Raw genomic sequence first — 26,339 nt, 5'->3', positions numbered from 1 at the left:
TTTCACCTTTCGGCGGAAAGACTGACATAACCCCCATAAAAGACTGATGTTTGCCACTAAAATTTAAGCTAGTCTGAGGAGACTACAGCAGTACTTCACCTGTGGGCGTGGACTGTACTCTTAACACTGACTGATGGAGACTCTATGAAACTGATTGGCATGATGGATTCCCCTTATGTAAGAAGAACGGCCATTTCTCTGGCGCTGTATGGTATCAGTTTTGATAGTCTGAAGCTGTCGGTGTTCAGTGATTACCAGGCATTTTCCGGGTTTAACCCGGCAGTTAAAGCACCAACGCTGTTGACTGATGACGGCGTTCGTCTGGTCGATTCGTCGCTGATTCTTCAATATTTCGAGACCCTGGCTACACCAGAAAAAAAATTACTCCCTACGGCGCCCGCCGCACTGGCCAGAGATACAGAGATCCTCGGGACTATCCTGATGGCTGCCGAAAAAACGGTGCAATATGTTTATGAACATCGACTGCGCCCGGAGGAGAAACAGTACCAGCCGTGGGTGGAACGGGTTACCGGGCAGTTACTCCAGGCCTGCCGGGTGTGGGAATCACAAATTGCCGGTCATGTCCCGTCAGATAATCCCGACCAGGTGGCAGTGACCGGAACGGTGGTCTGGAGCTTTATCCAACTGATGATCCCACAGGTAGTGATGAAATCAGAGTTTCCGGTGTTACAAGCGATAGCAGAACACTATGAGGCTCAGCCGGTATTTTTACGCTTCCCTCAGTAATGCAGCTCCATAGGCAGTAATCACCATCGCTTCGGCCGGTGTTTTCTGACTGGCCGGGCAGCGGGTCACTTCGGGCACTTTACGGGTTGTCGGCGAGAGACAGGCTAACCAATACTTTTCAATTCCTCTCCGGGCGCAATCCACTCACCCTTTTGCTTATTCCAAAAATACAAAACACAATTCAGCATTTTGTCGCTTTCCGGCATATCACTACTATCTCTTCTATACTGATTATTATTCTTTACCAAAGCGATAGCAGGATATGATTAAACTTGAGGGAATTTTCAAAACCTATCCGGGAAGCCAGCACGCTGCAGTCAACAATTTGAACCTGGTGATCAATAAGAGTGAATTCTGCACCTTTGTCGGGCCCAGTGGTTGCGGAAAAACCACGATCCTGAGAATGATAAACCAGCTGGATATTCCCGATGCCGGCCAGGTGTATGTTGAAAATAAACTGTTATCTCAGTCAGATATTATACAGGTCAGACGACAAATCGGCTTCGTCATGCAAAATGCGGCTCTGTTTCCGCATCGTACCGTGTTCCGGAATATTGCTACCGTACCTTTATTATGTGGCTGGGATCGTCACAGGATTGCCGAACGTATTGAGGCACTGGTCGATCTGATGTCTCTGGACCGCAGCCTGCTACAACGTTACCCTCATGAGTTGTCCGGTGGTCAGCAAGGTCGTGTTGCCATTGCCAGAGCGCTGGCAGCTGATCCCCCTATTCTGCTAATGGATGAGCCATTTGCGGCAATCGACCCCATCGTCAGAGATAAACTGCAGGGAGAATTGTTGCATATCCAGCAACGTCTGAAAAAAACCATTGTACTGGTGACTCATGATATTAATGAGGCCATTCGTCTCGGCGATCGAATAGCCATATTCCAGCAGGGTGGAAAGCTGGTTCAGTACGATACTCCTGATCATATACTGGCGAATCCGGCGAATGATTTCGTGCGGCAGTTTATCGGTCCGGAAGCCAACCTTCGTCGTCTGGACCGTATAATAGTCTCATCCACCCCGCAATATGATGTCCCGCTGACAGGAAGTCCGTCATTTAAGGATATCAGTCCGCACCCGCAACTGGCTCATGCCCCGGTATTGGTGCTGGATGATAACTGGCGGCCGTTACACTGGCAGACAGAAGGCACACCCTCCCCGCAAACTATTGGTTTACAGGAATCGCTGCGTTTTGCCTGTAATCAGCTACTGACTGCCCCGCACGGTCTGCTGGTAAAAACCGACGACGAGGGGCGTTACTGTGGGGTATTGTCACTCGCGCTGCTGAATCAGAGTCTTGACACTCACCGCGAGGAAATTCGCCGATGATTGACTGGCACTGGATTATGACCAACAGCACCATGATTGCTGAGCTAAGCTGGCAACATGTGCAGATGGTGATTTACTCTCTGCTTTTCGGCTCCCTGTTGAGTGCCGTATTCTTACTGATCATTTTGCGCTGGCCAGCCACGGCACAACCGATTGTCACTTTCTGCGGCATATTATTTACCATTCCGTCGCTGGCATTATTCATTTTACTGATCCCGTTTACAGGACTGAGTGTCACTACTTCGGTGATCGGGCTGACGCTCTACTCGCTGTTAATTCTGCTCAGTAATCTGCTGGCAGGAATGGAAAAGCTGCCTGCCGATGTGCTGGAATCGGCACGGGCTCTCGGTTACCGTCGAATTCAACGCTTTCTGGATGTGGAATTTTATCTGATACTGCCGGCGGTGATCAGTGGTCTGCGGATTGCCTCCGTAACGCTGGTCGGGCTGGTCACTGTCACCTCACTGATTGGTCAGGGCGGATTGGGACAACTGCTACTGGCGGGATTTAATCAGGATTTCCTGACCCCGATCTGGGTGAGTCTGTTTCTGAGTCTGTTGTTATCTTTCATTTTCGATTTTGTGATTGCCCGTACCGGACAGTGGATTATGCCATGGAACAGATAATGGCGACGTTTGTCGCGACCTTTCACTGGTTGACCGATGCCGGGCACTGGACAGGAGATTCTGGCATCTTACAGCGGATTGCCGAGCATGGTTGGTATGTCTCAGTCAGCATTGTGATTGCCACCGTTATCGGGGTCCCGGCAGGTATATTTCTGGGATATCGCCCTCGACTGGCATTCTGGTTTATCAATCTGTTTAACGCCGGACGCGCCATCCCGTCACTGGGCCTGATATTGCTGTTTATTCTGCTGATAGGTTTTACCGACCTGCCGGTGTTTATTGCATTGATCGCGATGTCCCTGCCGCCGATTGTCACCAATACCTATGCCGGCATTTATCATGCGGATAAACAGCTATGTGATGCAGCCAGAGCCATGGGGATGACGGGCTGGCAAAGTCTGACCGGCTTACGGTTACCCTTAGCTATGCCGCTTATATTCAGTGGATTTCGTACCGCTTTACTGCAACTCATTGCAACAGCAGTCATCGCAGCCTATGCCGGAGCCGGCGGGCTTGGCCGCTTTCTTATCGACGGACTGGGGCAACAGGATGTGCCGCAAATCATTTCCGGCGCATTCATCGTATCGGTGCTCGCCATTGTCTGTGACATGATTCTGCTGGCGTTACGTCGCCTGCTGTTTCGTCACAGTTCAGGCTACTCAGTTCAACAGTAACTTTCCCCCCTTACCCGTTAATCACAGAGGTCTCTGAATGAAAAAATTATCGTTACACCTGAAATCACCGGCTCTGTCACTACTGGGGGTGGCACTGCTGTTGGCCGGGGCCACCGCCCATGCCGAAACCCTGACCATTGGCGGCGCGAACTTTTCTGAACAGTCGATTCTGGCCAATATCTATGCTAAGGCACTGCAAAAGAAAGGGCTGGAGGTGAAAACCCGCCTGAATCTGGGGAACCGGGAAATTATTATCCCTGCCCTGAAAAGCGGGGAAATTGATATCGTGCCAGAGTATCTTGGCGCTCTGCTTAACTACTATGATCCGAAAGCTGAAGTCACTCAGCAACAGGATGTTGAAGCCGCACTGAAAAAGGCATTGCCCGCCGAATTTACCCTGTTGAAAGCATCTGCAGCAGAATCTACCACCGCCTGGGCGGTGCGCGCCGAAACCGCGAAGAAATACCATCTGAAAACGCTGTCTGACCTGGCGAAAGTGGCCGACAAACTGGTGGTCGGTGGCCCACCGGAAGTGGTGACCCGTGCATTAGGTCTGCCGGGGCTGGAACGGGTCTATGGCATTAAGTTTAAACGGGTAGAAACCCTGGATATGGGAGGTCCATTGTCACGAATGGCACTGAATTCTAAACGTATCGATGTCGCCACCGTGGTCTCTACTCAGGGCAACCTGGCCAAAGAGGACTGGGTAGTATTACAGGATGATAAACATGAACAACCCAGCCAGAATGTGGTCCCGCTGGTCAGAAAGGCCATTCTGACCCCGCAGATCAGCCAGACTCTGGATGAGGTCTCGGCGAAACTGAATAATAAAGCCCTGACAGAACTGAATCAGCAGGTTGATCTGCAACACGCCGATCCGGCCTCTGTTGCCGGTGACTGGGTGAATAAAAATCTGTAATTCCCGCAAATTTATTCTGTTACGGAGCGGTTTATGTCGTCACGACATCTGATTTTAAACCTGTTTTTCTATAATCCGCAGGGAGATTATCGTTTTTCGTGGCGGCATCCGGCCGCCGTCGATCAGCAGATTTTTTCCCTGGATTATTACCGTAAACTGGCGGCTCAGGCCGAAGCCGCCACTCTGGATAATATCTTTATTGCCGATCACTACAGTGTCTGGGACAGCGTCCCTTCCGGACTGACGGAGTATTCCAATCTGCGGCTGGAACCACTGACTCTGCTGTCAGCGCTGGCCGCAGTCACCCGGGATATCGGACTGATGGGAACCGCTTCCACGACTTATCACGAGCCCTATAACCTGGCGCGTTTTATTGCCTCAATGGACTGGATCAGCGAAGGACGGGTGAGCTGGAATATTGTGACCTCATGGCTACCTGAAGAAGCGGCCAACTTCGGACGTGATGCTCTGCCGGCTCATCAGGACCGCTATCAGCGGGCCGCGGAGTTTATTCGTGTGGTCACCCAATTATGGGACTCCTGGCAGGATGATGCCCTGCAATTTAATAAACAAACGGGGATGATTGCCGATCCGGATAAAGTCCACACCGTAAATCATCAGGGCGATTATTTTCGGGTCCGTGGCCCTCTGAATGTCCCGCGGCCCCCCCAGGGGCGACCGGTACTGGTGCAGGCCGGCTCCTCCGCCGCCGGCAAACAACTGGCTGCTGAGTATGCGGATATGCACTTTGTGTTTATCCGGTCCATCGAACAGGGGCTGGCCTACCGTCAGGATATGAACCAGCGATTACTGAGCGTTGGTCGTCGCCCGGAATCACTCAAAATCATTGCCGGGGTGTTACCGGTGGTAATCCGCTCAGAGGAGGAAAAAACGCAACGACTGGCGTTGAATCAGCAACTGTCCGGTGATGAAATGGCGATCGATCTGCTCTCTTCCTACCTCAAAACTGACCTGCGGCAGTATCCGCGCGATCAGCCATTGCCGGAGCTGCCAGAGGTAGATAACTTTGATGGGATACGCACCCTGCTGGAAGTGATTAAAGGCTACGACCCGTCAATGTCACTGATTGAGATTGGCCGTCAGTTGTTGCAGAGTTCAGACAGCTGGTTACTGGCCGGGACAGCGGAGGAAATCGCAAATCAGTTAATCACTATTTTCGACAGTGGTGCAGCAGACGGATTTAACCTGATGTTCCCTTATCTGCCGACCGATTTCGATAACTTCACCCGTGAAGTGGTCCCGTTGCTGAAGCAACGTGGAGTGATGCGCCACCAGTATGCTGCCGGAAATCTGCGGGAAAAACTCGGGTTACCGGCCATCGCCAATCAGTTCGTTCAGGGGTAGTTGTGCCATTTTAGGGGAGTGACCGGTCCGCCGGTATCAGTCCCTGATAAGCTTCGCGTGATATCTCACTAAAGCCGCCGATGAACAGTGGCGCACACAACGGCTGATTCACCGGGTCAGCCACCAGCTCCGTCAGGGTTTGCCGCAACCTTTGCAGTTGCTGATCAGTGACCTGCGCTGAAGCTATCAGCGGCAAACCGGGCGTCAGCGGTGACTGATCAATAACGGTCAGCCCGTGCAGCCATTGCGGATGGTAGCGGGAAAATAGCGCCAGAGAGACACAATCCACCGCCGTAATATCGGCAGTCTGCTGCTGTAAAGCCATCAGAGACTCACGATGACCACCGCTGAAGCTCACTTCAGAAAAGAACTCAGTGACCGTTGAGCCCTGCTCTGCCAGTCGCCGAGCCCAGACATTATACCCTGACTGAGAATCCGCAGAATTACACACCAGTCGCTGCCCAAAAAAATCCGCCACGGTACATTGCCTGTCGGTATCGCGTACTACGTACAGACTCCGGTATCGGTAATCCTGACAACCTGCCGCAGTGTAGTGGAAACAACCGATAGTCCGCACAGAATCCAGCAGTGTTACCAGCGGATAACCGCAGGTCTGGGATAACAACAGCTCCTCTGACTGCCAGTGCCCGGCTAAGTCATCCGGCCACACCACCCGGGTCTGTTGTTCGGTAAAACCCCGTCGCTGCAACCGGCGGGCTAACTCTCCGGTCAGCGCCAGTGTTGCAGGATGTTCGACATCATACATCGGAAGACTAATCACGCGGCGATTCCTGTTCGGACGGATGAAGTTCAACATCTACCGGCGCGGTCAGAAAATGCTGCCACCAGTCGCGGTACCCCTTCACCACGAATCCATGGTTACGTTGCTGATAACGTTGTCGGTTCAGCAGATAAATGGTTCTCAGTGCATACCAGGGGATACCCGGTAAATCGTGGTGTACTGAATGATAGTTCAGATTCAGGAACAGTAAACGCCAGCCGGCACCGGCTTCGTTAATCACGGAACGCGCGGCGGGATTTTCGTCCGCCCGGTGTTCATAAAAGGAGCGAACTTTGGTCAGTGCCAGCGCCGGATAGCTGACAGCCAGCAGATACCAGCCAACCGACATGCCATGCGCGGTGATCCAGTGAAATACCACCACTAACAACAGACCATGTACCAGCCACATCAGAATTGCCCGGGCACGAAGCCCGACAAAATCACTCAACAACTGCCGGGACGTCGCGGCTATATCCATCAGCGGCCCCAGAACCAGTCTGCCGGGAAAGGTATTTCGCAGGCGAATCAATGAACGGCGAAGTGGTCCGAAGCGCTGCCAGCTTTGGCGCGAAAAATAGTAGGTTTCAGGATCGTCCTGCGGGTAGGTTAGCAGTTCATTACGGTGATGGGCCAGATGGGAATCACGATACAGACCATAAGGATACCAGACTGCCAGCGGCAATAACCCCAACAACTGGTTTACCCGCGCATAGCGTGTAGGATGACCATGAATCAGTTCATGCTGCAGTGACATATACCAGGCGGTAAACCAGATAAGCAACAGAGTGGTCGGCCATTTTCCCAGGGATCCAGCCAGCATAAAGCTACCAAACCAGCCCACATAAATGGTGACAATCAGCCCCCAGGTAGGAAATTCGCTGCGCCACCACCAGTGCTGCTGTTGCTGCTTAATCCAGTCTCGTTGCTGCTGATCGAGATACGCGGTTTTCTTCTCTGCCATAACGCCCGTCAAAAATGATACAGTTCAGCAAAATATTGCTGACTGACAGAGAGAAAACAACCGAATAGAAATCATAAGCTTTGCAGAAAATTAGCTGAGCACTGGACATGGGGATCTGGGTGTTTTCCACACCACCGTCGGACTGCCCGGTTTAGGCTACAGATCGCCGTAGCAGGAGAGCCATAATGTCAGGCTGTCACCAGTCCTGCCTGTTGGGCTGCGGCTATCACCCGGGCTGCCGGAACATTAATCCATTGCTGCGGGTCAGGAGTGCCGGACTGAGCCAACCAGGCAGCCACCATCTGATACCCGAGGGTGTAACCATACCAGCGCGGTAAAGTGCCGCTGCCAAAAAACAATGCAGCATGGTCGTAGGGTTGCTGATTCAGTACTTCAGAGGGAAGCGGCCACTGCAGTAACTGTGCCTCACTGAGAGCCACTTCCCAAATTTCAGGCGGGCTGTCGGCCAGTTGCCTGACAAACTGCCCTGCCAAGCCTTCGCTGACCAGTGCTTCTCCGGCGGTAAACCCGTAACCCGGCCCTGCCATCCGTAAACAGTGATGGACTTCATGCAAAATATGCCTTTGCATTATCCCCTGATGCAGGCTCTCCTCAAACGCAGGGTTGTCAGGATCCACCGCCAGACTGAATAACTTATCAGTAAAAGCACGTCCCAGTAATCCGGCTTCAGGGATTACCTGACCAGGCAGATTCTGTATCAGAATATCCAGCCGCGGTGATGGCATCATGCTGCTGAGCAGAGCCTCAGCCCTGACAAAATTCTCTGTAATCTGGTCACGGTAGGGTGACAGCGAACCTGTAGCTTCCAGCCAGTGCAGGGTCCAGTGTGACATGAGGCAGCTCCTGTGTTAAAGAAAGTCTATTTGGTTAGAATATAACAGTTTTTTTGGAAGCACACCCGCCGTTTTCTGTGGTGATGCTATACTCAGCAACACACTGTTGTTGACCGGAGTTGAGATGAAAATTTGGCCCGTGGTATCGATAGTTGCCTTATCCGTCGCGCTTGCCGCCTGTCGTTCCCCCACTCCGCCGAAAGGCGTCATTCCGGTGACTGATTTTGACGCCAGCCGTTATTCCGGTCAGTGGTATGAAATTATGCGGCTGGATAATCGTTTTGAACGCGGGCTCGAACAGGTGACCGCCAGTTATCAGCCACAAAGTGACGGAAGTTTGCGGGTCACAAACCGGGGATATGATGCGCAGAACCGGCGCTGGAAAACCAGTGTGGGGAAAGCATTATTCACCGGCCAGCCCGATGTAGGTGCTCTGAAAGTTTCGTTTTTTGGTCCGTTCTATGGTGGCTACAACGTGATTGCTGTGGATGAACAATACCGGTATGCGTTGGTGAGTGGACCTAACCGCCGTTATTTATGGTTGCTGTCCCGCACACCAGAGATGCCGGCAGAAATCCGCAATCACTATCTCCGTCTGGCTAAACAACTGAACTTCCCGGTAGAGCAGTTGATTTCTGTGCCGCAAGGCCATCTTTCATTAGCCAGAACTCAGGAAGAATAGCCGCACACGGAATAGTTTTTCTTTCCCGTACAGATATATTTTGTTATTCGTCAGTGCCAGATAACACTGTCATTCTTGCAAAAGTAAATCGTTGCAATCACCGACAGTACAGGTCGGTAATATTGTGTGATGACCTGCATCATCCCGACCTGACTGCCGGCTTAACTCTTAGTTCTGACCCTTACCCAGGATAATTCTCTGCATGAACGGTGAATCTGCGCTTTCAGAGCAACAACAAAAAAGTAATATTTTCCGGCTGGCAACGGCTCAGGCACTGGCGGGTGCAAACTCGGTGGTGTTTTATGCCACCGGGGCGATTGTCGGCAATAACCTCGCACCTGACAATTCGCTGGCGACCCTGCCGGTCACTGTGTTTGTGGCAGGTATGGCGGCCTGTATTTTACCCTTTGGGCTATTGGCCAGAAAATATGGACGCCGGTCTGCCTTTATGACAGGGACCAGCTCGGGTGTCCTGACCGGTCTGCTGGCCGCACTGGCTGTCATCACCGGCTCGTTTTCATTATTCTGTCTGGCTGCCTTTTTTGGCGGTGCTTATGCCGCGGTAGCTGTCACTTTCCGCTTTGCCGCTACCGATGGTGCAGCGCCTGGCCAGCGTGCCAGGGCGTTGTCACTGGTGATGGGTGCAGGAGTGATTGCCGGAGTGATTGGCCCGATGCTGGTCACTGGCACCATGAATCTGTGGCCCGGACAGCTGTTTGCAGCCACCTTTTTGGCTCAGGCCCTGGTGGCATTGATTTCTGCGGCAGTGCTGGCTGGCGTAAAGTTACCCCCGGTCAGGATAGGTGCTGAAAGCCGTGGCCGTCCGTTACGGGAACTGGTCCGCCAGCCAGGCTTTACGCGCACGGTGTTCAGCGGTGCTGTCTCCTATATGGTAATGAATTTCCTGATGACCGCCTCCCCTCTGGCCATGCATATGCATGGGATATCACAACAGGACTCTAATCTGGGGATTCAGTGGCATGTGATCGCCATGTACGGACCAGGCTTTTTTACCGGCCGGTTAATCAACCGGTTTGGCTCCCACAGAATCACCATCGCCGGATTATTGATCCTGGTATTATCTGTGTTCGCTGGTCTGGCTGGCACCGATGTGATGCACTATTGGTTATCGCTGGTTTTACTCGGTCTGGGCTGGAATTTTGGCTTCACCGGCGCCTCGACACAGATCATCAATTATCATCAACCCTCAGAGAAAACCACGGTCCAGTCACTGAACGATTTCGTGGTATTCGGGGTAATGATTATCGGGTCATTCGCTTCGGGGGCGCTGTTGCATCTGGTGGGCTGGAACGGAGTGTTATGGGGTTCTCTGGTGCCGGTATTGCTGGCTCTGGCAGGATTGCTGGCCGGACAACGTCGGGTAACAGTGACAGGATAAACTGCATTAAAAAGAATGCCCCTGACGGGGCATTCAGCAGGCTGATTAGAAATGATAACTGGCCGACACAGAAACATTGCGTGGTTCGCCGTAGATAAAGTTACGACCCACATCGATATTATATTTCTTGTCAAACAGGTTATTCAGGTTCGCCTGCACAGACAGGTTTTTGGTCACATGATAGCGTCCAAACAGATCCACCAGTGCATAACTGCCCTGATCCGCATACAGGTAGCTGCTACCGCCAGGTCCGGCAACGCTGTCCCAGGTATGGTTCTGCCAGTTGACTCCCCCCCCCACGGTCAGCTCTGGCATCGACGGCAGACGATAACTTCCGAACAGTTTGAAGGTTGTCTGAGGCTGAGTCGGCTGAAGCGCATTGCCGCTGCCATCTTTCGCCACATAGCGGGTGGCGCCAAACGTCAGTTGCAGGTTGTCAGTGACTGCACCGTTAATCTCAAATTCCACACCACGGCTGACGGTGCCGTTCTGCTCGTAGTAGGCATAATCGGTACTGCCCTTAACAAACGAGTAATCTGTCGCTCCGAGATGATCCTGTTCGATACGGAATACCGACAGGTAGGCACTCAGACGGCTGTTCAGCCAGTCACCCTTAATTCCTGTTTCGTAGCTTTTACCGGTAATGGGGCTCAGATACGCGCCGTTGGCATCACGATAAGCCTGAGGCTTAAAGATTGACGTATAGCTGGCATAGGCCGAGTATGTATCGTTGATGTCATACACCAGTCCGGCATATGGCGTGATATTGTTCTTCTCCATATTCTCGGTCATGGTATCCGCTTTATACTGGGTATAGCGGGCACCGAGGATCAGGTGCAGCGGATCGGCCAGCGAAATACGGGTCGCCAGATACGCAGATTTCTGGTGGATGGTATTATCCCCTGCCAGCGTCTGCGGATCCCAGTCCGGTTCCGGATAGTCACCCCAGTTATTAAAGTCACCGACATCTGCCGAAGTAAAGCTGGTGGAAGCGCTGTAGTAACGGTTGTTCTGCCGTATATAAGTCACACCCAGCATCATTTCATGTTGACGACCAAACAGTTCATACGGACCACTTGCATAGGCATCAATATCGTTCTCATGGCGAATGGCGGTATTATCACCGGTACCGCCCAGCAGGTCATAACCCGCATAAGGGCCGATACCAATTCCGGTGGTTTTGTCGAAGTAGCCGTCGATATACAGCAGCTTACTGTCCATTTCGGCTTCACTGTGGGTACCGGTCAGGTTAAATTCCCAGCCGTTTGCCAGTTGCTGTTTCAGGCTGGCAAACACCGTGCGGTTATGCACGTTATTGTAAGCCCAGCTGGGTGACAGATTGGTGCTGCGTTTGTAATCGGTTTTGCTGCCATCCAGATAGAAGGTGGGTAATCCGCCCCAGGTCGCACCATGTACCTGCGTTTCTTCGTAATCATATCCTAAAGACAGGGTGGTGGAGTCAGTCAGATCGGCTGCCACTGTGCCATAGAAAAATTTCTTCTGGGTATGGTAATCATCCAGCCAGCTTCCGCTACGCTGATATCCGGCCACCACACGACCACGTACTCTGCCGTTTTCACTCAAAGGACCGGAGAGATCGGCGACGTAACGCTGATTACCCCAACTGCCGTAGCTGGTATTTAAGTTACCCTTAAATGTTTTACTGTCGGCCTGTTTGCGGATCATATTGACCGAGGCCGCCGGATCACCGACCCCGCTCATCAGGCCAGTCGCACCACGAACCACTTCAACACGGTCGTAAATAGCGGTGTCAGACAGGGTGTCCCCCAGATTCCAGACCGAATCTTCCAGTACCGGAACGCCGTCTATCTGGTAGTTATCGATTTTGAATCCACGGGAATAGTAATTGCTGCGGTTAGCCCCTGAGTTTTCCTGAGTGATACCGGTGGTATTTTGTAAGACATCTGACAGCGTATCGAGTTGCTGATCCTCCATCCTCTGCTTCGTGATCACACTGATGGACTGTGGGGTATCCCGCGCGGTCAGGGCCATTTTAGTGGCAGCACGGGTCAGTGGCACGTTGTAGTCGGTAGGTTTTGGCACACCGGAATCGTTTGCCTGGTCCTGCGCAGTAACCACCAGGGTGCTGCTTTTACTATTGCTGGTGTTCTGTTTGCTGTTTACGGGTTGGCTGGTAGCCGTATTGTCGGAAGATGTCTGTGCATCAGCCGCCATCCCCTGTGGGACATGCAACACGGAGGCAATAACGACAGCAAGTAAAGACAGCGACGGGATATGACCTTTCACAGAATCTGCAACAGGGGAACGAGCCTGTTGTTCAGTTCGTCTGGCAGCAAAAAACATTATCGTCCTCATAATAATTATATTCGGTTATATCGATAACCGGCTTATTGTGCGCAGCAAAACAGACAGGTCTGGTGAGTGCCCCATCATCCGGTATGCGGGCTTAACCAAAGACAGACCTTTCCGAAGACATCAGAAATTCGCTAACGCACAGTAAAGGGAATGAGAAGTATAATCATTTTGATTGTCAGTTCAATATGAACAGATTGAACCCTGGGTAACAAAAAGTGTCTGATTATTCCTGCGGGGAATTTTTTGGCTGTATGACCTTAACAGGATCTGCAACTGTCATCAGCCAATCGAATCCGGCAGCGCTGTAGTTACAGCCCTGCCATCATGATGAATTATGGTGTGGCTGGCTGCCAGGTGGCAACCTGACTGGCATTGACCGGTGTTGGCAGTAATTTAGCCTGATAAAACACGTCGGCAATCTTTTGTTGCTCTGCCAGATCACTGTTTTTCACCGGTTCTACCTGGTAACTACGGTAAGCATTAGCTTTTTCTATAGTAGCCAGTGGCAGGTTTCCCCATAACGGAGATAAGATTTTCGCTGCGGCCTGCGGATTAGATTTCAGCCAGTGGGATTCCTGTTGCAGGGCGTGATAAACCGTACTGACGACTTCCGGATGAGCCTTTACATACGGGCTGGCAACCAGATAATAGCGCTGGTAGCTGGCCAGCCCTTTACCGCTGACCAGCACCCGGGCATGCTGCTCCTGACGGGCACTGGTCACATACGGCTCCCATGTCACCCAGGCCGCGACACTGCCATTTTCCAGCGCTGCCCTACCATCAGCAGGCGTCAGCCAGGCCGGATCAACATCTTTTAACGTCAGTCCTGCCTGTTTAAGTGCAACAATCAGCAGATAATGGCTACCGGCTGCTTTAGTCACTGCGATTTTTTTCCCCTTAAGTTCTGCCAAACTCTTTACCGTCGAACCGTCGGGCACCAGGATAGCCTGTGCCTCCGGAGACGGGGTCTCACGGGCATAATAGGTGAAATCTGCCCCGGCGGCCTGAGCGAACACCGGCACGGTATCTGCCACATCGGCGGTAATATCGACATTACCGGTATTCAGTGCCTCCAGCAGGGGTAAACCGCTGGTAAACTCATGCCAGCTGACAGATATCCCCTGCCCCGACAGCGCTTTATCCAGCGTCCCCTGCTGTTTCAGTAAAGTCAGCAAAGTTGAAGATTTTTGGTAGCCAATCCGCAATGTTTGTTCAGCCCGGGCGGTGGCACTCACCCCCAGACTCAGTAACAATCCCCCGGCTACCATCGACAACAGAAATTTCATATTGATTCCCCTGAAAACAAAGAAATTATGATATAAGCACCGTGGTTACCGGCAAAACATTGCTTTCAGATAAGCTTTCCCGGATTTTGCAGCAGCCGCAGCAAAATACTATTTATGAGCGGGACTCATAGCATCTATCCGTTTCCCCCTGATTATCTGCACTCCGAAAAGCGTTATTCTTTGAGCCCTGCTTATTTTCGCCGGAGCCCTATGCTTAACTCATCTGCACAACCTTCCTCTGTATCATCTGCCAAACCCACTGGAGTGGTGTTTGTGATTATCCTGAGCGCCCTGATGGCAGTCACTTCGCTGTCCACCGATATCTACCTGCCGGCAATGCCACAGATGAACAGTGATTTACGGGGTAATTCCGAACTGACAATTAGCGGCTTTTTAGCCGGGTTCTGTATTGCTCAGCTCATCTGGGGACCGTTCAGTGACCGTTATGGTCGCCGGTTACCGCTATTTATCGGGATTGTGCTGTTTATTGTGGGTTCCGCCGGGTGTGCCCTGTCCTCAGATATGACACAGATTGTCTTCTGGCGAGTTTTTCAGGCACTCGGAGCCTGCACCGGACCGATGCTGGCCCGGGCCATGATTCGGGATCTGTTTAGCCGCAGCCGTGCGGCACAAATGCTCTCTACGCTGATGATTATTATGGCCATCGCGCCAATCGCAGGTCCGCTGATTGGTGGGCAAATGATCAGGTTTACCAGCTGGCACTCTATTTTCTGGTTACTGGTAGCTATCGGAGGCGTATTGTTGCTGGCACTGAATTTTCTGCCCGAAACCCTGCCTGCAGAACGCAGGGTCAATGTTTCGCTGGCCGGGGCTTTTCGTCACTATCTGCGCCTGCTACGGGATTCTTCCTATCTGCGTTTCACGCTGTGCCTGACGTTTTACTATGTGGCCGCCTACGCCTTTATCACAGGCTCACCCTGGGTTTATATCCGATATTTCGGCGTAGCACCGCAATTCTATGGCTGGTTGTTTGCGGTGAATATTGTCGGTCTGATGGCTGTCAGCATGCTCAACCGTCGGCTGGTGCATCACTACCCCCTGGAAAAGCTGCTCAAAATTGCCGTGGCTGTCGCCCTGCTGGCGGCGCTGGCTCTGGGCGTTGCGACAGCACTGAATATTGGTGGGATCACACTGATTATTGTGCCGGTCTTCATCTTTTTTTCGATGAACGGAATTATCGCTGCGACCTCGACGGCCTGCGCCCTGGACCAGGTCCCCGAAATTGCGGGGTCGGCCGCCGCGCTGATGGGCGCTCTGCAATATGGTAGCGGCATCATTTCGTCTTTGCTGTTAGCACTGTTCAGTGACGGCACCCCCTGGACCATGGGCTGGATAATCGCATTGTTTGCCTGTGCCAGTGCTGTGATGGCATTTACTGCCCGTACTACCGCATGAGACCCGGAGTCATCATGGTTTTTCAGCGCGACTGAAGGTTCACCTAAATTAATGCCAACAGGAGTTACCCATGTCACAACAATCCACTGCTTCTGAGACACTGTCTGCGACACAACAGGTCATCCCGCTGATAGGCTGTTATGTGGCGACCAGCCGGATGGAATTGCTGGAAAACCAACTGGAGTTGGCGTTGAACGCCGGGCTGACACTCAGTGAAGCCAAAGAAATTCTGGTCCAGTTGTATGCCTATTGCGGTTTCCCACGCAGCCTGAATGCACTGGGCCTGCTGATGAAAGTCACTGAATCACGTAAACAACGCGGAGTTCAGGATGACGAAGGCGCAGAGCCTTCAGCGCCCGTGCCGGTCGGCGAGGCTTTACAACGACTGGGTTACGAAAACCAGAGCATTATCGCCGGTGGCCCGGTGGCAGGTGCGTTGTTCGACTTTGTTCCGGTAATTAATCAGTTCCTGCAGAGCCATTTGTTCGGTGACATTTTTGCCCGCGATAATCTCGACTGGCAAAGCCGTGAACTGGCGACTGTCGGAGCACTGGCGGCGACAGAAGGTGCAGAATCGCAATTACTGGCCCATACCCGGGCCTGCCTGCGCGTCGGTCTCAGCACGGGGCAATTATATCAATTGGTTGAGGTACTGCGGCCCGTTGATAACAGCGCCGCCTTACGGGCCGAAGCCGCATTACATCAGGCCAGTGCGGCATAGCATAATACTGCCAGCGTCGACAGATCCGGGCAGTCAGCTCTACTGCCAGCGATGAATCCTGCTCTTAACCTGGGGCGGTTTAGACGGGCTATCGCCATTTATCCACTGGGGAAATAATTTCCCCTTCCAAAGTGAAAGGAGAACATCATGAACTCAGTAACACTCAATAACGGCATCGACATGCCTCTGCTCGGGTTTGGTGTATTCCAGATGACCGATGCCGCCGAATGCGAGCGGGCGGTTCTTGATGCCCTGGACAGTGGCTACCGGTTGATTGATACCGCGGCCTCTTACCAGAATGAGACTCAGGTCGGAAATGCGCTCAGGCAGAGCGGAATTGCCCGCGATGAGCTGTTTATCACCACCAAATTATGGTTACAGGATACCAGCTACAATGGAGCAAAAGCACAGTTCGAACGATCCCTGAACCGTCTGCAACTGGACTATGTTGACCTGTATCTTATCCATCAACCCTATGGTGATGTGCATGGTGCCTGGCGGGCGATGGAAGAGTTGCACCAGGCCGGAAAAATCCGCGCTATCGGCGTCAGTAATTTCCACCCTGACCGACTGGCAGATCTTATCGCCTTTAACTCTATCGTTCCGGCGGTGAATCAGGTCGAGGTGAATCCGTTCCACCAACAATTGCAAACCGTCCCTTGGATGCAGAGTCGGGGGATTCAACCGGAAGCCTGGGCACCATTTGCCGAAGGCCGTAACGACCTGTTTAACCATCCACAACTGGCCACTATCGGTGCCGGCTATGGAAAATCGGTAGGCCAGGTGATCCTGCGCTGGTTGTTGCAGCGTAATATTGTGTCTCTGGCAAAAACCGTACGTAAACCCCGAATGGCTGAAAACCTGGATGTGCTGGACTTTGCTCTGACCGCAGAGGAAATGTTGCGAATTACCGCGATTGATACCGCGACCAGTGCGTTCTTTTCACACCGTGACCCGGCGCGCGTGGAGTGGATTACTCAGCGGAAACTGGATGTCTAACCCCAAGCTCATGTTCACGGCGAAGCTGCCTGACTGATCCCCATTGGTCTCTGACTGCTGTGAACGACCGCCGGTTCCTCTCACACCGAACCGGCGGCAATCAGGGACGGAGATTAACCGTTACGGAAAATGTAGCTGTAGGCACTCAGGGCGGGTGCTCCCCCCAGGTGGGCATAAAGAACTTTTGAACCCTCCGGGAATTCCCCGTTACGAATCATATCAATCATGCCATGCATTGATTTTCCTTCGTAGACCGGGTCAGTCAGTACCCCTTCGGTTCGGGCACACAACCGGATCGCTTCCAGCGTTCCCTCATTAGGCAGCCCGTATTCCGGTCCACCGTAGCGGGTATCCAGCACGATATCTTCTTCGGTAATTTCACGTCCCAGCTCCACCAGTTCTGCGGTATTTTGCGCAATTCGCAGTACCTGAGCTTTGGTCTTTTCAGGTTTGGCTGAAGCATCAATACCAATCACCCGACGGGAACGTCCGTCGGCGGCAAAGCCTACCACCATCCCGGCATGGGTACTGCCCGTCACGGCACAGACCACAATATAATCAAATTTAAAACCTAACTCTTTCTCCTGCTGACGGACTTCTTCGGCAAAACCGACAAAACCTAACCCCCCATAAGGGTGTTCTGAGCAACCGGCGGGGATTGGAAAAGGTTTACCGCCCTTTTCTGCGGTCTCTTCCATCGCCTGCTTCCAGCTTTCCCGGATCCCGATATCAAAACCGGCAGCATCCAGCCGGACATCAGCCCCCATAATCCGCGATAACTCAATGTTTCCCACCCGGTCATACACCGAATCGGAGTAATTCACCCAGTTTTCCTGCACTAACACACATTTCATGCCCAGATGTGCAGCGACGGCAGCGACCTGACGGGTCTGGTTAGACTGTACACCGCCAATAGACACCAGGGTATCGCAGCCCTGAGCCAGAGCTTCAGGGATCAGGTATTCCAGTTTACGGGTTTTATTACCGCCAAACGCCAGACCACTGTTACAATCTTCGCGCTTGGCATAAATTTCCACTTTACCGCCTAATTCTGCGCTCAGCCTTTTCATGGGGGTAATCGGTGATGGTCCAAAAGTCAGCGGGTAACGCGGGAATTTTTCAAGATTCATCTTTTATCTCCTGAGATGTCGGGGCCATAAACAACGGTGGTTTATCGCGCTGAATGCGGTACCCTTTCACCTTATCTCAGCCACCATTTTTGTAAATTTCGTTTTACCCACCTTTATTGTTGTTAAGTTTCCTGATGATAGGCTATTTATGGTTATAATTTCTCTTAATGATTAACATGGGAAATTTTATTAATTACCCCGACATAAAATCCCCGTAGATTCTGTACAGGTCAGGATAATTAACAGATAACTATCAGTGACTTAAATCCCCGCCACGGCGGGCAGGCCACAACGAGGGTCAGCCCACCGATTTTCGGGAGATCTGAGCGGTGACGGGTGATAGGAAATAGTTATGACCGGGGCAGGAGAACAGATTGCGAATCAAGGCCGCCAACGGTGGGCGGCGATAGCTTAAGAGAATTCAGAGCGGGATTTGCGTGGTGGAAAACACTTCACGCAAGCCGATAAAAGAGCGAATTTGCCGGACTCCGGGCAGGAACAGCAGCTGCTCGGCATGCAGCTTATTAAAACTCTGGTTATCCGCAGTTCGAATCAGCATGATGTAATCAAATTCGCCACTGACCATATGACATTCCATGCAGCCACGAATCTTACTCACTGCCCCTTCGAAATCTTTAAATGATTGTGGTGTAGACCGGTCAAGCACCACGCCGATCATTACCACCAGTCCTGCTTTCAGTGCCTGTGGATTAAGCAAGGCTACCGTACCGCTAATATAGCCCTGATTTTTCAGCCGCTCGACCCGGCGCAGGCAGGCAGGTGGACTCAGGTTTATCATCTCCGCCAGTGCGACGTTAGACACCGAGCTGTCCTGTTGCAGTATTCTGAGAATAGCAATATCAAAGCGATCCAGACTTTTATCGCTGTCTGCCACCTCGCGACTCTTATGTTCAGCCATTGTTCCGCCACCGTCCTGCTGATAAAAACCATCGTGAATTCTTATAGTTAAACTCACCCCTGCACCGATTCGGTTATCCTGTCACCGGCACAGACAAAAATCAACCCGCCGTGGGACGGCTCTCAGTCATGAAAACCAATATCCCCCGTAACTAACTATGCAGCAAGTGAACCAGGGTAAAGCAACCAGACGGCAACTCTCAAAGGATTTAAAAATGAGTGGCGGGAATGAAGCGGAGCAAACAGACAAAAGTACCCGCCGGTCACTGACCGGCGGGCTCACTACCCCATCAGATCACAATGAAACCGTGGGTGGCATCTTTTTCCAGTTGGCCGACCAGACCATATTCCCAGTCCAGATAAGCCTGCATCGCCTCTGGTGCAACATCGGTACCCTCGTAAGGCCGACGATAGCGGTCTTTACGCTCTGAAAGTAACCAGCTTTCACCCCGTTCTTCCGGCAGACCTGCGGCACGCCATGCGGCATTGCCCCCTTCCAGCAGGACCACAGGTTTGCCTGTCAGTTGCTGAAGATTACCCACCGCGTAGCGCGCCAGCAGGCTGCTGCCGCATGTGACAATGTAACGTTCTGCCTCCGGGAGTGCTCCCTGTTCGGCAAGCTGTGGAAGATCGGCTCTCAGTGCCCAACCAGCCCCGGGGATATGACCTTTGACATAATTAGCACTGGTAGTGAAGTCTAAGATCGTCGTTCCACCCACGGCCAGCCACTGCTCTGCTGTCCTGGCATCAATCTGCGGATACTGTCCGGCCTCCGCCACCGGCACCTGCCACTCGCCCCGCTCACTGAACTCACTGCTGTCCAGTCCGTTCACTACCGCAACCTGCCAGTTCATCTGAGCCAGCCAGGAGGCGGTAATATCGGCCCGGGTGTACAGATCATCTACCAGCACAATCCGTGCCCCACGAACGCTGGCATAGTGGTCGGTCTCCTGGACCAACTGACCGCCCGGCACATGACGCGCGCCTGGTAAGTGGCCCGCCACGTACTCTTCAGCACTGCGGATATCAAACAGATAAGTCGTACGGTCCGTTTGTTGCTGCCACTCCCGCAACTGTGTCAGTGAAATATGGCTCACTCCGGCCTGCTCTGCGACCCGCGCTGCCTGCTGCGAAGACAGGACCCGGTTTTCGGCAGACAGCTCGCCATACTGACGTGACTGATCATGTTCCAGGCTTTGTCCCGCCAGAGTCCAGCCAATCGTCCCGTTACGTAATGCAGCCACCGGGTTGGTGATTCCGGCATTGACCAGAGTCTGAGTGCCGATAATACTGCGGGTACGCCCGGCACAGTTGATAATCACCTGAGTCTTTTCCGACGGCAGTAGGTCGCGGATACGCAGTAACAGTTCTCCGCCTGGCAGACTGAGGCTACCAGGAATATTCATGGTCTGGTATTCGTCATAGCGGCGAACATCGAAAATCTGCACATCGGCGCCACTCGCCTGTAACTCTGCCACCTGTTGTGCCGACAGTGACGGGGTGTGCCGCTGATGTTCCACCAGCTCACCAAAGGCTTTTGAAGGGGAGTTAACATCGATAAACAGCTGTTCACCCGCACTACGCCAGCTTTCCAGTCCGCCCTCTAACAGGGAAACATCGCTATAACCCAGTTTATGGAATAGCTGCGCTGCCGTTAACGCCAGCCCTTCGCCGTCATCGTAAATGACTACCGGCGTGCTGCGACGCGGGATCCGCGAAAACAGTTCAATTTCCAGTTTAGACAGCGGCAGGTTCACGGCAAATAGCGGATGACCGGTCGCATAGACCGCTTCTTCGCGCACGTCCACCAGCGCCAGTTCCTGTTGTGCCAGCAGTGTCTGGCGGATATCCGCTGCACTGCGCAGCGCAAAATGATGTTCATGACTCATGAGTAGATAATCCCCAGATATTAGGTAAACGCTGATTGGCGTAACCGGAAATAAACAGTTTTTCACTACCATCAGGACGGAAGGTTGCCCGTGAAATCTGACCGATATTACCGCCGTAAACATGAATGCTGACCGAAACCTGGTCCTGAAACGTATTAGATACCTGGTGAATATCGCCTTCTGCCGGCGAGAGTGTCTCAACATCGCCAGGATTCAGTACCACGGCTTCGCCTGACGGTGTCAGGCCGTGACTGTCACGGATAAACGACTGAGATTTTTCTGACCCCCGCAGCATGCCAATCAGTCCCCAGACCCGGTGGTCATGTACCGGAGTCTGCTGACCGGGGCCCCAGACAAAACTGACCACCGAAAAGCGTTCCGCGGAGTCAACATGCAGCAAATACTGCTGATAGTGCTCCGGATGTGGTACGGCGAATTCATCATCCAGCCAGTCATCTGCGCTGACCAGCCGGGCCAGCAATGGTGCACTGTGTTGCAAAACAGCCGCTTCATCATCCGCCGGAAAACGTTCCAGCACCTCAGAAAGCTCACGGATAAATCCGGTCAGCCGCGGGTAATTCTTCTGTTGGCTCATGCGATTTTCCTCAGGCTGTCAGTGGATGCCGGAGTCAGAATACGGTTCAGCACTTCCGCTTCGAGTTCTGCCAGCCGGGCATTACCACGACGGCGGGGACGAGGAACATCGATTGTCAGGTCAAGGGTTACTTTGCCTTCATCAATCAGTATCACTCTGTCGGCCAGCGCTACCGCCTCACTGACATCATGGGTGACCAGAACCACGGTAAATCCGTGCTCCTGCCACAATGATTCGATCAGGGTCTGCATTTCGATACGGGTCAGCGCATCCAGTGCTCCCAGTGGTTCATCCAACAGCAAAAGTTCAGGACGGTGAATCAGTGCCCGGGCCAGTGCCACACGTTGTTTTTGCCCGCCCGATAATGCCGATGGCCACTCTTTTGCGCGGTGAGCCAACCCAACGGCTTCCAGCGCCTGTGCAGCATCAGACTGCCATTGCCCTTTCAACCCCAGACCGACATTGTCCAGTACACTTTTCCACGGTAGCAGCCGGGCTTCCTGAAACATTAACCGCGTTTCCTGCTCTGACTCCTGCAAAGAGTGGCTGCCGCTCAGCAGTTTGCCGCCATCTGCCTGTTCCAGCCCAGCCAGCAGACGTAAAAAGGTACTTTTACCACAGCCACTGCGGCCAACCACGGCAATAAACTGCCCTCCGTCTACCTGCAGATCGATATTGTTCAGTACGGTCCGGTCGCCGTATCTTTTGCTGATATGCTGTATATTCAGTGGCGTCCCGGCCGGTGATTGTTGAATAGTCATTAGTTTTTCTCCTTAGCCTGGTAAGCCGGATGCCAGCGAAGCCAGACCCGTTCCAACAGTACGGTGCAGACATCAGCCAGTTTTCCGAGCAGCGCATACAGAATAATGGCGACCACCACCACATCGGTTTGCAGGAACTCACGGGCATTCATTGCCAGATAACCAATGCCGGAGTCAGCAGAGATGGTTTCGGCTACGATCAGCGTCAGCCACATCACCCCCAGTGCGTAACGGACACCGACCATAATGGACGGCAAAGCCCCCGGTAATATCACCTGACGAAACAGGCTGAAACCGCGTAATCCATAGCTTCGGGCCATTTCCAGTAAGCCCTGGTCGATGTTACGAATTCCGTGATAAGTGTTGAGGTAAATCGGGAACAAGGTACCCAGCGCCACGAGGAAGATTTTGGCGGTTTCATCAATCCCGAACCATAAAATCACCAGCGGAATCAGTGCCAGGTGCGGGATATTGCGCAACATCTGTACCGAGGTGTCCAGTAACCGTTCTCCGATGCGTGACAGCCCGGTAATGAATCCCAGTAACAACCCAATCGAGCCACCAATCGCGAAGCCGGTTAATGCCCTGGCGGTACTGATGGCCAGATTACTGCCGAGTTCGCCACTCAGAGTCATGCGCCAGAACGTCTTCCCGATAGTGACCGGGGCTGGGAGTATTCTGACCGACAGCCAGCCAATCTGTGCCGCCAGTTGCCACAGCACAATCACGACGACCGGTATCGCCCAGGGAACCAGTGCATTCACCAGCCGCTTTCTGACGGCCCGGGATTTTCCGGCACGCTGAGTCTCAGGCTCCGGGGTATCCAGAGAGAAAATTGCCATTATTTACCTTCCTGTGCGGGAGTAGTGGCTGCGGCAGAACTCACGTCTGGCGCCGGGAGTTTAAAGCTGTGGTCAAAGGTAGGCGCTACCTGAATCGTCTTAGGTAGCAGTCCGCTCTGGTGATAAAAATCGGCGGTCTGTTGCTGCTGGACCACGGTCTGTGGGTCGATGGACTGCCAGACCATATGACGCCGGGTAAACGACAGTTTGACGGCATCAACCGGGAAACCGATGATTTTTGACAGCGTCTGACTGTAGCTGTCCGGATGTTCATTGGCCCATTGCTGCGCGCTGGCCAGACGTAACAGAAAATCCTGTAAGGCTTTGCGTTTCGCCGGATCGGCCAGCGCCGAATCGGTAGCAGCGACATAGCTGTTTCCGGCCCATAATCCACGGCCATTCACCAGCACCCGCATGTGATCCTGAGTTTCCGCAAAAGCTGTATAAGGTTCCCAGGTCGCCCAGACATCGACCGAACCACGGACCAGCGCCAGTTTGGCATCTGCCGGACCAAGAAAGCGGAAATTCACATCACTGGCTTTCAGCCCGGCACTGGCCAGCGCCTTCAGTGCCACAAAATGGCCGATCGACCCGCGGTTAGTGGCAATACTTTTACCTTTCAGATCAGCCGCTGAATGGAGCGGGCTGTTGGCATTTACCAGTAAGGCCGTGCCGTAAGCATCAGATTTTGCCACCGCAATGGCTTTCACCTGTGCGCCACCGGCTTCAGCGAATAACAGCGGAGCATCTCCGATAATACCGGCATCTACGGCTCCGGCATTCAGGGCCTCTCCTAACGGCGCAGCCGCCGGAAACTCTGTCCAGCGGATGTGATAAGGCAGATGCTGTAAATTACCTGCCGCTTCCAGTACAGAACGCATTCCGCCTTTCTGGTCAGCTATCTGTAACGTCACTTCTTCTGCCTGTACGCTGGCGACAGACGTACCCAGTAATAGCATTAATGCAGCGATCCTTTTCATGGTTGCTCCTGAGGGGTATTTGCCGGCGTTGATGCAATCTTGTCAGCACCTGTAGCCAGACTGAAATCAAAGGCATGACTGACATCTACCGCTTTGGGTAACACTTTTTCCTGGTAGAAAACGTCGGCAGAATGTTGCAATGCCGCCTGAATGGTCTGGTTGAAAACCACCGGTGAAATTCGCGCGCTGGCAATCCATGCACGGGTCACATTCTGTGGCATGTGTAACTCATCAGAGAGGGCCACAGCGAATTGCTGCGGATGCTGTTGCGCCCAGCGTTGCGCCCGTGCCAGACGGGTCAGTAAATCGACGATAGCGGCACGCTTAGGACTGTTAATTGCATCCTGACGCGCCAGAACAAAGGAGTAGCCACTCATGATCCCCTGGCCTCCGCCTTCCGGTACCCGTTGCGCATGATCGATGATTACCGCGGAAGAGAGATAGGGTTCCCACGGGGCCCAGGCATCCACCGATCCGGAAGCCAGCGCCGCACGACCATCGGTCGGGCTAAGAAAGCGTAATGACACATCGGATGGTTGTAGCCCTGCCCGTTTTAGTAGGCCAAGCACCAGATACTGCCCCCAGCCACCGCGGTTAACCGCAATGCGCTTGCCCTTTAAATCAGCGAGTGAGTGGATTCCTGCTGCGGGCCGTGACAGTAAGGCGATACTGTCCGGATTATTTTGCCAGGCGCCGACCGCTTTGACGGGTGCGCCGGCAGCATAGACATACAGGAACGGTAAATCGCCGGTAAACCCGACATCCAGAGCACCCGCATTTAATGCTTCCTGCACCGGCGCACCGGAATCAAAGGAACTCAATTGCAGATGATAAGGAAGATGTTGCAGTTCTCCTGAGGCTTTCAATGCCACCAGACGGTCCCCTTTCACATCCCCCACCCGCAGCGTGACTTCATCTGCGGCATGAAGCAGCGGGGAACCCAGCGCCAGCAACAACAGTGCCAGCGGTGTCCGTTTAATCATCAGGCAATCCTCGCCAGCGTATCTTCTGCAGCCACTTTTTCACGGGTCAGAGGTAACAGTGCCTCGCCAAACTCGCGGGCATCGTTAAGCGGGTCGAAGCCACGAATCAGTACGTTTTTGATCCCCAGCCGGTAATATTCCAGTAATGCGTCAGAGACCTGATCAGCGGTACCGACCAGCGCCGTCGAGTTGTATCCCCCCGCCACCAGTCCTGCCACACCGGTCCATAAATATTTATCCAGCCATTCACCCTGTGCCGCTGCATCACGCAGACGTTGCGCCCCTGTGCTCTGAGGCTTAGGTAATCCAAAATGGTGGCCGGAATCTGCCAGTTGCTTTTTTGCCAGCTGATAAATATGAGCGGCTTTTTCACGGGCTTCCGCCTCGGTCGCACCAATCACCGGTCGGAAAGAGATACTGAAGTCGATGTTACGCTGATGGCGGGCGGCACTGGCACGCACGGCGGCCACCGTCTGTGCCGCTCCGGCCAGTGGTTCTCCCCACAGGGCAAATACATCCGCATGCTTGCCGGCAACTTCTATCGCTTCCGCAGAAGAGCCGCCAAAATAGACAGGCAAATGTGTCTGAGCAGGCTTAATGGCAGAGAAAGCGGCTTCGGCCTGATAGTACTCGCCATGATGGTCATATGGGCGGGAGCGGGTCAGGCTCTGTTGCAGAACATCGAGAAATTCATCGGTACGGGCATAACGTTGCGCTTTATTCAGATAATCGCCGTCACGCCGTTGTTCGGCATCACTGCCGCCGCTGATAATGTGAACCGCCAGACGACCGTCCAGCAGTTGATCCAGGGTCGCCAGTTTACGGGCCGCCAGTGTTGGCGAGACGAACCCCGGACGGTGGGCCAACAGAAATTTAATTCTGGATGTCTGGCTGCCAGCCAGCGCGGTCACCAGAAATCCATCCGGTTGATCAGACCAGTAGCCCACCAGAATTCGGTCAAACCCGGCCTGTTCGTGTACCCGGGCAAATTCACTGATATAGTGTTTATCAAACACCGGCCCTTGTGCCGGAATGATCTCGGATGCCAGGCGATGCCCGATCATCCCTAAAAAATTAATGCTCATGATATCCCCTCTGTCATGATGCCGGCGAGTCACCAGCCGTTAAGGGGCATCAT

25 protein-coding genes are annotated in these 26,339 nt (G+C 53.1%); 11 read left to right on the top strand and 14 right to left on the bottom strand.

Annotation, left to right across the window (positions count from 1 at the left end):
* Window positions 1–144: 144 nt before the first annotated feature.
* The 6 genes from B3Z23_RS06800 to B3Z23_RS06775 all read left to right on the top strand — a co-directional run bounded on the left by B3Z23_RS06800 (window position 145) and on the right by B3Z23_RS06775 (window position 5,667).
* A complete protein-coding gene (locus B3Z23_RS06800) occupies window positions 145–747 on the top strand; it encodes a glutathione S-transferase family protein (protein WP_294904645.1) in 603 nt (200 codons plus the stop codon).
* A gap of 262 nt (window positions 748–1,009) precedes the next feature.
* Window positions 1,010–2,083, top strand: coding sequence for an ABC transporter ATP-binding protein (locus tag B3Z23_RS06795; RefSeq protein ID WP_294904643.1), 1,074 nt, complete (start codon window positions 1,010–1,012; stop codon window positions 2,081–2,083).
* Complete coding sequence (locus B3Z23_RS06790; protein ID WP_294904640.1) at window positions 2,080–2,709, top strand: ABC transporter permease; 630 nt, start codon at window positions 2,080–2,082, stop codon at window positions 2,707–2,709. The genes B3Z23_RS06795 and B3Z23_RS06790 overlap by 4 nt, the downstream gene beginning before the upstream one ends.
* Window positions 2,709–3,383 (top strand): ABC transporter permease, encoded by a 675-nt coding sequence (locus B3Z23_RS06785; protein ID WP_294907622.1) that lies wholly within the window; start codon window positions 2,709–2,711, stop codon window positions 3,381–3,383. Before B3Z23_RS06790 ends, B3Z23_RS06785 begins: the two co-directional genes overlap by 1 nt.
* A 37-nt stretch (window positions 3,384–3,420) precedes the next feature.
* Window positions 3,421–4,302 carry an ABC transporter substrate-binding protein gene (locus B3Z23_RS06780; RefSeq protein WP_294904636.1) on the top strand — a complete coding sequence of 294 codons (882 nt, stop codon included), beginning with the start codon at window positions 3,421–3,423 and terminating at the stop codon, window positions 4,300–4,302.
* A gap of 33 nt (window positions 4,303–4,335) precedes the next feature.
* Window positions 4,336–5,667 carry an LLM class flavin-dependent oxidoreductase gene (locus tag B3Z23_RS06775; RefSeq protein WP_294904633.1) on the top strand — a complete coding sequence of 444 codons (1,332 nt, stop codon included), beginning with the start codon at window positions 4,336–4,338 and terminating at the stop codon, window positions 5,665–5,667.
* 10 nt (window positions 5,668–5,677) lie between these two features.
* Here B3Z23_RS06775 and B3Z23_RS06770 read toward each other — a convergent pair whose 3' ends face one another.
* From B3Z23_RS06770 to B3Z23_RS06760, 3 genes are all read right to left on the bottom strand, one after another.
* Complete coding sequence (locus B3Z23_RS06770) at window positions 5,678–6,448, bottom strand: phosphate/phosphite/phosphonate ABC transporter substrate-binding protein (RefSeq protein ID WP_294904630.1); 771 nt, start codon at window positions 6,446–6,448, stop codon at window positions 5,678–5,680.
* Complete coding sequence (locus B3Z23_RS06765; protein WP_294904627.1) at window positions 6,441–7,409, bottom strand: fatty acid desaturase; 969 nt, start codon at window positions 7,407–7,409, stop codon at window positions 6,441–6,443. Before B3Z23_RS06765 ends, B3Z23_RS06770 begins: the two co-directional genes overlap by 8 nt.
* 188 nt (window positions 7,410–7,597) lie before the next feature.
* Window positions 7,598–8,263: a DUF2268 domain-containing putative Zn-dependent protease gene (locus tag B3Z23_RS06760; RefSeq protein WP_294904624.1), complete on the bottom strand. Its 666-nt coding sequence runs from the start codon at window positions 8,261–8,263 to the stop codon at window positions 7,598–7,600.
* A 124-nt stretch (window positions 8,264–8,387) separates the two neighbouring features.
* Here B3Z23_RS06760 and B3Z23_RS06755 point away from each other — a divergent pair, with 124 nt between their 5' ends.
* Together B3Z23_RS06755 and B3Z23_RS06750 are read left to right on the top strand one after the other, a co-directional pair.
* Window positions 8,388–8,945 carry a lipocalin family protein gene (locus tag B3Z23_RS06755; protein WP_294904621.1) on the top strand — a complete coding sequence of 186 codons (558 nt, stop codon included), beginning with the start codon at window positions 8,388–8,390 and terminating at the stop codon, window positions 8,943–8,945.
* 202 nt (window positions 8,946–9,147) lie between these two features.
* Entirely contained in the window at window positions 9,148–10,344 is a 1,197-nt protein-coding gene (locus B3Z23_RS06750; RefSeq protein ID WP_294904617.1) for an MFS transporter, read from the top strand.
* A 45-nt stretch (window positions 10,345–10,389) separates the two neighbouring features.
* Here the strand turns inward: B3Z23_RS06750 and fhuE are convergent, their stop codons facing one another.
* Window positions 10,390–12,669 carry a ferric-rhodotorulic acid/ferric-coprogen receptor FhuE gene (gene fhuE / locus B3Z23_RS06745; RefSeq protein WP_294904614.1) on the bottom strand — a complete coding sequence of 760 codons (2,280 nt, stop codon included), beginning with the start codon at window positions 12,667–12,669 and terminating at the stop codon, window positions 10,390–10,392.
* A gap of 344 nt (window positions 12,670–13,013) precedes the next feature.
* Window positions 13,014–13,967, bottom strand: coding sequence for an aliphatic sulfonate ABC transporter substrate-binding protein (locus B3Z23_RS06740; protein ID WP_294904611.1), 954 nt, complete (start codon window positions 13,965–13,967; stop codon window positions 13,014–13,016).
* A 210-nt stretch (window positions 13,968–14,177) separates the two neighbouring features.
* Here B3Z23_RS06740 and B3Z23_RS06735 point away from each other — a divergent pair, with 210 nt between their 5' ends.
* The 3 genes from B3Z23_RS06735 to B3Z23_RS06725 all read left to right on the top strand — a co-directional run bounded on the left by B3Z23_RS06735 (window position 14,178) and on the right by B3Z23_RS06725 (window position 17,103).
* Entirely contained in the window at window positions 14,178–15,383 is a 1,206-nt protein-coding gene (locus tag B3Z23_RS06735) for a multidrug effflux MFS transporter (RefSeq protein WP_294904608.1), read from the top strand.
* Window positions 15,384–15,453: 70 nt separating this feature from the next.
* Window positions 15,454–16,104 carry a carboxymuconolactone decarboxylase family protein gene (locus B3Z23_RS06730; RefSeq protein ID WP_294904605.1) on the top strand — a complete coding sequence of 217 codons (651 nt, stop codon included), beginning with the start codon at window positions 15,454–15,456 and terminating at the stop codon, window positions 16,102–16,104.
* 147 nt (window positions 16,105–16,251) lie between these two features.
* On the top strand, window positions 16,252–17,103 hold the full coding sequence (locus B3Z23_RS06725; protein ID WP_038021156.1) for an aldo/keto reductase: 852 nt from the start codon (window positions 16,252–16,254) through the stop codon (window positions 17,101–17,103).
* A 113-nt stretch (window positions 17,104–17,216) separates the two neighbouring features.
* On the opposite strand, the gene B3Z23_RS06720 is transcribed toward B3Z23_RS06725, so the two are convergent.
* The 9 genes from B3Z23_RS06720 to B3Z23_RS06680 all read right to left on the bottom strand — a co-directional run bounded on the left by B3Z23_RS06720 (window position 17,217) and on the right by B3Z23_RS06680 (window position 26,286).
* Window positions 17,217–18,233 (bottom strand): 1-aminocyclopropane-1-carboxylate deaminase, encoded by a 1,017-nt coding sequence (locus B3Z23_RS06720; RefSeq protein ID WP_294904599.1) that lies wholly within the window; start codon window positions 18,231–18,233, stop codon window positions 17,217–17,219.
* A 421-nt stretch (window positions 18,234–18,654) separates the two neighbouring features.
* Entirely contained in the window at window positions 18,655–19,152 is a 498-nt protein-coding gene (locus B3Z23_RS06715) for an Lrp/AsnC family transcriptional regulator (RefSeq protein ID WP_294904597.1), read from the bottom strand.
* Between the two features lie 289 nt (window positions 19,153–19,441).
* A complete protein-coding gene (locus tag B3Z23_RS06710) occupies window positions 19,442–21,040 on the bottom strand; it encodes a rhodanese homology domain-containing protein (protein ID WP_294904594.1) in 1,599 nt (532 codons plus the stop codon).
* A complete protein-coding gene (locus tag B3Z23_RS06705) occupies window positions 21,030–21,635 on the bottom strand; it encodes a cysteine dioxygenase (protein WP_294904591.1) in 606 nt (201 codons plus the stop codon). Before B3Z23_RS06705 ends, B3Z23_RS06710 begins: the two co-directional genes overlap by 11 nt.
* Entirely contained in the window at window positions 21,632–22,396 is a 765-nt protein-coding gene (gene ssuB / locus B3Z23_RS06700) for an aliphatic sulfonates ABC transporter ATP-binding protein (RefSeq protein ID WP_294904587.1), read from the bottom strand. The genes B3Z23_RS06705 and ssuB overlap by 4 nt, the downstream gene beginning before the upstream one ends.
* Window positions 22,396–23,238, bottom strand: coding sequence for an aliphatic sulfonate ABC transporter permease SsuC (ssuC, locus tag B3Z23_RS06695; RefSeq protein WP_294904584.1), 843 nt, complete (start codon window positions 23,236–23,238; stop codon window positions 22,396–22,398). The genes ssuB and ssuC overlap by 1 nt, the downstream gene beginning before the upstream one ends.
* Window positions 23,238–24,218, bottom strand: coding sequence for an ABC transporter substrate-binding protein (locus B3Z23_RS06690; RefSeq protein ID WP_294904581.1), 981 nt, complete (start codon window positions 24,216–24,218; stop codon window positions 23,238–23,240). The genes ssuC and B3Z23_RS06690 overlap by 1 nt, the downstream gene beginning before the upstream one ends.
* The gene (locus tag B3Z23_RS06685; protein WP_294904578.1) at window positions 24,215–25,201 is read right to left on the bottom strand and encodes an ABC transporter substrate-binding protein; all 987 of its coding nucleotides are present in this window, start codon (window positions 25,199–25,201) and stop codon (window positions 24,215–24,217) included. Before B3Z23_RS06685 ends, B3Z23_RS06690 begins: the two co-directional genes overlap by 4 nt.
* Window positions 25,201–26,286: an LLM class flavin-dependent oxidoreductase gene (locus B3Z23_RS06680; RefSeq protein WP_294904575.1), complete on the bottom strand. Its 1,086-nt coding sequence runs from the start codon at window positions 26,284–26,286 to the stop codon at window positions 25,201–25,203. Before B3Z23_RS06680 ends, B3Z23_RS06685 begins: the two co-directional genes overlap by 1 nt.
* Between the last annotated feature and the right edge of the window lie 53 nt (window positions 26,287–26,339).

The organism is Tatumella sp. UBA2305 (assembly GCF_002345795.1).
Taxonomy (GTDB): Bacteria; Pseudomonadota; Gammaproteobacteria; order Enterobacterales; family Enterobacteriaceae; genus Tatumella; species Tatumella morbirosei.
Note: the sequence above shows the minus strand (reverse complement) of the source record. Positions and strands in the feature narration are given on the sequence as shown.